Source organism: bacterium, assembly GCA_040753085.1.
In the GTDB taxonomy this organism is placed as follows: domain Bacteria; phylum UBA9089; class JASEGY01; order JASEGY01; family JASEGY01; genus JASEGY01.
Map to the genome: position 1 here is coordinate 7135 of JBFMHI010000078.1, position 4971 is coordinate 12105.

At 44.9% G+C, this 4971-nt stretch carries 6 protein-coding genes; 2 read left to right on the forward strand and 4 right to left on the reverse strand.

Going from position 1 to position 4971, the window contains the following annotated elements; all coding sequences use genetic code 11:
- Window positions 1-104: 104 nt before the first annotated feature.
- From AB1797_08935 to AB1797_08950, 4 genes are all read right to left on the reverse strand, one after another.
- Complete coding sequence (locus tag AB1797_08935) at window positions 105-407, reverse strand: HEPN domain-containing protein (protein MEW5767734.1); 303 nt, start codon at window positions 405-407, stop codon at window positions 105-107.
- Window positions 404-721 carry a nucleotidyltransferase domain-containing protein gene (locus tag AB1797_08940; GenBank protein ID MEW5767735.1) on the reverse strand — a complete coding sequence of 106 codons (318 nt, stop codon included), beginning with the start codon at window positions 719-721 and terminating at the stop codon, window positions 404-406. The genes AB1797_08935 and AB1797_08940 overlap by 4 nt, the downstream gene beginning before the upstream one ends.
- A 202-nt stretch (window positions 722-923) precedes the next feature.
- Entirely contained in the window at window positions 924-1418 is a 495-nt protein-coding gene (locus tag AB1797_08945) for a permease (protein MEW5767736.1), read from the reverse strand.
- A gap of 305 nt (window positions 1419-1723) precedes the next feature.
- A complete protein-coding gene (locus tag AB1797_08950; GenBank protein MEW5767737.1) occupies window positions 1724-2635 on the reverse strand; it encodes a selenium metabolism-associated LysR family transcriptional regulator in 912 nt (303 codons plus the stop codon).
- A gap of 148 nt (window positions 2636-2783) precedes the next feature.
- Between AB1797_08950 and AB1797_08955 the strand changes: the two genes are divergently transcribed.
- Window positions 2784-3152 carry a CBS domain-containing protein gene (locus tag AB1797_08955; GenBank protein ID MEW5767738.1) on the forward strand — a complete coding sequence of 123 codons (369 nt, stop codon included), beginning with the start codon at window positions 2784-2786 and terminating at the stop codon, window positions 3150-3152.
- A 303-nt stretch (window positions 3153-3455) separates the two neighbouring features.
- The gene (gene sat / locus AB1797_08960; GenBank protein ID MEW5767739.1) at window positions 3456-4673 is read left to right on the forward strand and encodes a sulfate adenylyltransferase; all 1218 of its coding nucleotides are present in this window, start codon (window positions 3456-3458) and stop codon (window positions 4671-4673) included.
- The last annotated feature ends 298 nt before the right edge of the window (window positions 4674-4971 follow it).

The window sequence follows — 4971 nt, forward strand, 5'->3', positions numbered from 1 at the left end:
CCCTTAGGTCCTTTAGGTCCCTTAGGTCCTTTCAAAAGTCACCTTCCTGCCGTGACTCAAACATCTTATGCAGCCCTTAGGTCCTTTAGGTCCCTTAGGTCCTTTCAAAAGTCACCTTCCTGCCGTGCATCAAACATCTTATGAAGCAGCTTTGAATAATGCTTATCCAGCTTGCCTGTATGCACAAACTCTTTATCAAATATAGAGATAACTCTAATATGTTTAGATGTCTTTAGGGGCACATCTTTATTCAAAAAGAGGGCTAACAAGGCATAAAACATGGAATAATAAGCCCTATTCAAGATGGATCTTGGACCCAAATTATTTTGTAACATCTTTTCCGCATCAACCAGGGTTTCCTCTGCCTGTTTGAGCCGGTAACCAAAGAGGGCTTGTTTATCGGTCATATACTTATCCCCTCCTCTAAAACATTTTTTATGATTGGCGCTGAACGCAAGGGGGTGTCTTCTATCTCTTTTTGAGTGCAGATGAGGGGTGACACTACCATAAGGTTCTCAAATCCCACTTCCCATACAATATCAAAGATTTCCTCCTTAAGTTTATCATCGAGATAAGCTACTTTTATAAATACATCCATATCCGAATACTCATCCTGGGTACTCTTTGCTCGTGAGCCAAAGACTTTAAGTTCCATAAGCTGGACGACCTCAGACAATTTTGCCTTCAGTCTTTTGGCTATCTCATAATCTTTAGAAGTCATACTGTTTCTTCGGATCTTCTCAATATTTCGGGGTAAAACCAAGGGCTCAGAGCTCTAAGTCGTTGCAAATGCTAACATTCTATTTTGGTGATCTTAGATTTACCCCGAAATATTGAGAAGTTATCCGATATCTTTATGGGGTAATCGCTTGTTTACCCCGGAATATTGAGAAGATACATTTCTATCTTGCAGAGATACATCTCTATCTTGCCGAGAAGAAAGTATGGGCGATCAGTCCGGCGATGGGCGGAAAGATAAAGGTGGAGACAAGTCTTATTATGGTCACCTTTGGTCCTATCAGGCTGAATTCCATGGGAAGCCTGCTGACGGCCCAGAGTGACCATGCGGTCACATAGGCAACCACCGTGCCTATGCCGGCGCCGCCCTGGTAAAGTGAAACCACTATAGGAAAACTGACATACGGACCACCCGGCGTAAGTCCTCCGGCAATACAGCCGAACATAATACCCTTGAATCCTGTCTCCTCTCCCAGCCATCGCCTGATAAGCTCGGTAGGAATTAATACCTGAACTAAACCAGCTATAGCAAAAGCAAAAATAAGCAAGGGGAGCACTCCCCAGAACATCTTAGTGCCAGCCTTGAGACCCAGGAGGTGAAGCCCTCCTCCTTTAAGGTAACCTGCTATCGCTAAAACAAGAGTAATGCCGGCCATAATTATGACGGCTGAATTCATCATTCGCCTCTTCCTTGTAGTATCTTCTCAATATTTCGACCTGTGCGGTTAAGAAACCGCTGAAGCGGTTAGGAGGGGGGCTTATTCTCTACCGATTCACCCCGATAAATCGGGGTGCTATTCTCATCATCTCCTCATTTCTATCGAGATTAATATCCCCATTTCTACTGAGATTAGCACCCTGATTTATCAGGGTGATGCGAATAAGACAACATATCCGCTTTAGCGGTTTCCAAGGCTCAGCCTAACCGTACAGGTCGCCATATTTCGGGGCAGGTCAGTAATGGGTAAGAAGATACCCGTGATCCTTATTGTCCCAGGGAAGTAATATCAAATCCTTTTAGAAATTCCAGGAACTTCTCTATCGGTTTAGTTCTGAACCGCTTTTGATGGATAATAATGAAAAAATAACGCCTAAATTTTATCCCGCTAAGAGGGTAGCTCCTTAAGGTGTCCAGTTTTTTTTCTTTCAAAAGGGCCCATTTCGAGACAATAGCCACCCCTAAATCTGCCTCTACCGCCGCCTTAATTGATTCAGAACTGCCAAGCTCCATCTTTATCTTCAACGAGTTCGGGTCTATGCCGGCTGCCTTCAAACTTTCTTCAATCACCTTTCTGGTCCCGGAGCCTTTTTCCCGCATAATAAAAGATTCTTGCAGTAATTCGGATTTATCTATCTTGTCCTTCCTTACCCAGGGATGTTTAGGCGAAGTAACCAGGACCAATTCATCCTCCATGAACCTCTCCACTAAAATATCCTTATCTTCCACCGGACCTTCAACCAGGCCCAAATCAACAGAATCTGCCCGCAGTTTTGCCGTGATCTCCTGGGTGTTGGCATTAATCAGGAAGATTTCAATCCCTGGGAAGCGTTCTTTAAATTCGCCTATTATCCTGGGAACCAGATATTGACCAATAGTAGTGCTGGCCCCAATTCGAAGACGGCCTTTGGACACCCTGGTCAGATCGGCAATCTCTTTTTCCGCCCTTTGGTAGAGACCAAGGATTTGTTCAGAATATTTTAATAATATCCTCCCCGACTCAGTCAGATCAACCATGCCTTTCTTTCGTTCAAAAAGCCTGGTCTCTAAATATTCTTCCAGGACTTGAATCTGGTGGCTGACCGCCGGTTGGGTCATACAGAGAAGCTTGGCTGTCTTAGAAAAGCTTCTTTCCCTCGATAAGGTATGGAATACCTGTAAACGGAAGTTCTCTAACATAAATTATTTTTATCCACCCATAAAATATTATCACTTGACTTATTTGATCCCTGGTGCTAAAATAATAGTTTATCATAAACTGGTTTTAATGTCTATAGATTTTTTAGCCAGAGAAGACGGTGAACCGGTTCTGGAGGAGGATTAAGAAATGGAAAAGTCTATCGTTGACTACGCCACCTTTGAAGATTTACTTACCGTTGATTGGAATAAGACAGTGGGTTTTGCCTTACGGAAAATGAAGGAGCTTCAGAGGAGCTGTTTATTGATTGTCAATAGACAAGGTCAAGTGATCGGTATAGTTACAGAACACGATCAAGACTCCGCCCAGCCGTTAGTAGAATTCTGTCAAAGAGAATTAAAGACAATCACCTTTAAAGAAGCGGAAGAAATGAATTCCCGTAAGGCGGCTCAGTATATGTTAAAGAATGGATTTCACAGAATTATTATTAAGGAGGCCGAGCGGGTGGGAATTTTCACCTCAACCGATTTTATCAAAATGGTGGCTGAGGGAAACTAAAACAATCGCCGATTTCGGATTGCGGATTGCGGATTGCGGATTGCGGATTGCGGAATGAGACAAAAAATCCGAGTAACTATTCAGCCACAAAGCCACTAAGGCACGAAGAGAATAATGGAATAGCCCACGGATGACACAGATTTTGGCGGATTCTCACGGATTTTTTTTAATAAATTTTTATCCGTGTCAATCCGTTTTATCCGTGCAATCCGTGTGCTATTATTTGTAATCTTTGTGCCTTAGTGGCTGAATAGTTACAAATCCGAAATCCGCAATCCGAAATAAGAAAAGGAGGATGGTAAGATGGCCAAATTAGTTGCACCCCACGGTGGGGGAGAGTTAAAACCTTTATTAGTTAGCGGTGATGAACTCAAAGAGGCGAAGGAAAAGGCTAAAACCCTCAAAGAGATCAGGATGACTTCCAGGGAAACCTCTGACCTGATTATGATGGGTATTGGGGCCTTTACTCCCCTGGATGGATTTATGGGCCAGGCCGACTGGCAGGGTGTCTGTGATGATTACATGATGAGCAATGGTGTTTTCTGGCCCATCCCCATAACCCTTTCTGCTCCAAAGGGGCAGACAGACAGCCTAAAAGAGGGAGAAGAGGTCGCCCTTATTGATGAAGAAACCGGCGAATTGATGGGAAGCATGACGGTCAGGGAAAAATACATCATTGACAAGGTTCACGAGTGTAAACAGGTTTTCAGGACAGACGATGCTGCTCACCCCGGCGTAGCCAAGGTGATGGCTCAGGGAGAGGTAAACCTGGCCGGCCCCGTAAAGGTATTTAGTGAGAGCTATTACCCTGAGGAATTTAAAGGCCTTTATATGCGTCCGGCAGAAGCCAGGCAGATCTTCGAAGAAAAGGGCTGGTCTACCGTGGCCGCCCTGCAATTAAGAAATCCTATGCACCGGTCTCATGAATATCTGGCCAAGATAGCCATTGAGGTTTGTGATGGGGTCTTTATCCATCAATTGTTAGGGAAGTTGAAGGCCGGAGACATACCGGCTGAAGTCAGGGTAAAGGCTATTGAAGTCTTAATAGAAAACTATTTTGTAAAAGACACATGTATCCAGGGTGGTTACCCGATGGAGATGCGGTATGGCGGACCGCGAGAGGCCCTGTTGCATGCTGTTTTCAGACAGAACTACGGCTGCAGTCATCTCATAATAGGTCGGGATCATGCCGGCGTGGGTGAATATTACGGTCCTTTTGATGCCCAGCACATATTCGATGAGATACCCAAGGGTTCCCTTGAGCTTCGACCCCTTAAAATTGATTGGACCTTCTATTGCCTTAAATGTGACGGCATGGCCTCCATGAAGACATGCCCCCATGGTAAGGACGATAGGATACTATTAAGCGGAACCATGCTAAGGAAGATGTTATCCGAGGGACAAGAGGTGACTGAACACTTCAGTCGGCCTGAGGTGCTGGAAGTATTAAGGGATTATTATTCCAAGCTGGAAGAAAAGGTGGAAATCAAGCTCCATAAATATGCCGAGGGAGAAAGGTAGTACGGGCTGGCCAGTTTCGACCAAAGGTTTACATCGCAGCCTTACAAACTTTAGCTTTCAGAAACATTATCGACTCGCTGGCCAGTTTCGAGGAAAGGTATGCTACATTAAGCGCCTATCCCCAAACCGGAACGATAGAAACCTGGTGGCTAGTCGCGCGGGAGCAGTTTTGGGGTAACCGTTCAGCCACAGATGCACACAGATGAAACACGGAAAATCCGTGAGCCGTGTCCGTGATTCGGGTCTGTCCTTAGGCTGTAGGGACAACCCTTGTGGTTGTCCGTCTACGGAACGGACA

What these genes read in the sequence shown, in the direction of transcription:
- AB1797_08950 (MEW5767737.1), bottom strand. Translation starts at nt 2,635, where the DNA reads ATGTTAGAGAACTTCCGTTTACAGGTATTCCATACCTTATCGAGGGAA.
- AB1797_08940 (MEW5767735.1), bottom strand. Translation starts at nt 721, where the DNA reads ATGACTTCTAAAGATTATGAGATAGCCAAAAGACTGAAGGCAAAATTG.
- AB1797_08955 (MEW5767738.1), top strand. Translation starts at nt 2,784, where the DNA reads ATGGAAAAGTCTATCGTTGACTACGCCACCTTTGAAGATTTACTTACC.
- AB1797_08945 (MEW5767736.1), bottom strand. Translation starts at nt 1,418, where the DNA reads ATGATGAATTCAGCCGTCATAATTATGGCCGGCATTACTCTTGTTTTA.
- sat (MEW5767739.1), top strand. Translation starts at nt 3,456, where the DNA reads ATGGCCAAATTAGTTGCACCCCACGGTGGGGGAGAGTTAAAACCTTTA.
- AB1797_08935 (MEW5767734.1), bottom strand. Translation starts at nt 407, where the DNA reads ATGACCGATAAACAAGCCCTCTTTGGTTACCGGCTCAAACAGGCAGAG.